The sequence below is a fragment of the Mesorhizobium sp. M7A.F.Ca.US.005.03.2.1 genome, from assembly GCF_003997795.1.
Lineage (GTDB): Bacteria > Pseudomonadota > Alphaproteobacteria > Rhizobiales > Rhizobiaceae > Mesorhizobium > Mesorhizobium ciceri.
In genome coordinates this window covers 1-1,352 of sequence record NZ_RZRP01001219.1, presented here as the reverse complement: position 1 = coordinate 1,352, position 1,352 = coordinate 1, and the positions used below count along the sequence as shown (strand labels likewise).

The 1,352-nt window shown below is 60.1% G+C and carries 2 protein-coding genes; one reads left to right on the top strand and one right to left on the bottom strand.

The genetic code is table 11. The features are described 5' to 3' along the window. Positions 1-279: 279 nt before the first annotated feature. The gene (gene galU, locus EN991_RS36435) at positions 280-1,185 is read left to right on the top strand and encodes a UTP--glucose-1-phosphate uridylyltransferase GalU (RefSeq protein ID WP_127370531.1); all 906 of its coding nucleotides are present in this window, start codon (positions 280-282) and stop codon (positions 1,183-1,185) included. Positions 1,186-1,225: 40 nt separating this feature from the next. On the opposite strand, the gene EN991_RS36430 is transcribed toward galU, so the two are convergent. Next, positions 1,226-1,352, bottom strand: a 127-nt coding sequence (locus EN991_RS36430; protein WP_164769671.1) for an outer membrane beta-barrel protein, incomplete at its 5' end; no start/stop codon positions are given.

Here is a 1,352-nt window from a genome sequence, read left to right as displayed (position 1 = left end):
GCAGAGCGAGCGATAGGCTGGCTGCCGCCATGACGCTGGTAAAAATTTTTGCGGCATTGCGAACGGACATCTTTTCCTCCTTCTCTGTCTCAGGAAAGACCATTCATCGCCGAACCAGGTTAGGAATTAGTTTACCATAGGTGCCACCGGGAACGAAAAGACGCTTCGAAGCTTTACCGGTGGACGTTCCCCTCAGTTTCCCAGTAATCCCCAATTCCGGCGTGAAAATGTCTTGAAACGGGGATTGCGGAGCTGGCCCTCAAACGGATAATTGAAAGCATGAAGAGAGTTCGCAAGGCAGTCTTCCCGGTCGCCGGTCTCGGCACACGGTTTCTTCCGGCCACCAAGGCTGTCCCCAAGGAAATGCTGACCGTCGTCGACCGGCCGGTGATCCAGTATGTGGTGGATGAGGCGCGCGAGGCCGGCATCGAGCATTTCATCTTCGTCACCGGTCGCAACAAGGCCGTCATCGAGGACCATTTCGACATCCAGTTCGAACTCTATGACACGCTGGCCCAGCGCGGCAAGGACGACCAGCTCGCCCGCCTGCAGCGGCTGCAGCCGGCGCCGGGGCAGACCAGTTTCACACGCCAGCAGGTGCCGATGGGACTTGGCCACGCCGTCTGGTGCGCCCGCGAGCTCGTCGGCGACGAACCCTTCGCGCTTTTGTTGCCTGACATGATCATGCAGTCGGAGAAGAGCTGCACGAAGGCAATGGTCGAGCTCTACGAGGAGACGGGCAACAACATCATCGCGGTGCAGGAATGCGATCCCGCCGAAACCCACAAATACGGCATCGTCGGCCGCGGCGAGGACACGCATCACGGCTTCCGTATCACCGAGATGGTGGAAAAGCCGAAGGCCGGCACCGCGCCGTCCAACCTCTACATCAACGGCCGCTACATCCTGCAGCCGGAGATCTTCAAGATCCTAGAAGGTCAGGAAAAAGGCGCCGGCAACGAGATCCAGCTCACCGACGCCATGCTGAAGCTGGAAAAGCAGCAGCCTTTCTACGGCTACCACTATCGAGGCCGCACGTTCGACTGCGGATCGCCGGAGGGTTTTGTCGAGGCCAATGTTGCCTTCGCGCTGTGGCGCAGCGACATGAACGAGAACATGGCGGGCGTCATCCGCACGCTTCTCGACGAGCTGAAGCCGTTAGAGCGCCGTGGCGCTGCGTTTTAAAACATCCTAGCGAGCGGCCGGATGTCGGTGGTGCGGCCGTTCAGCGCTGCACCTTGACGCCGAGGAAGATGCTGTTGGCGGTGTAGTCCCGGCCCGGCAGGTTGCTGGTCAGTTTCTCGGTCCTCACTCTTGTGGTCAGGCCGGCGTAGCGGTTCAGCCACCAGGTC

Coding starts and splice junctions, on each gene's coding strand:
- galU (WP_127370531.1), top strand. CDS start 280: ATGAAGAGAGTTCGCAAGGCAGTCTTCCCGGTCGCCGGTCTCGGCACA.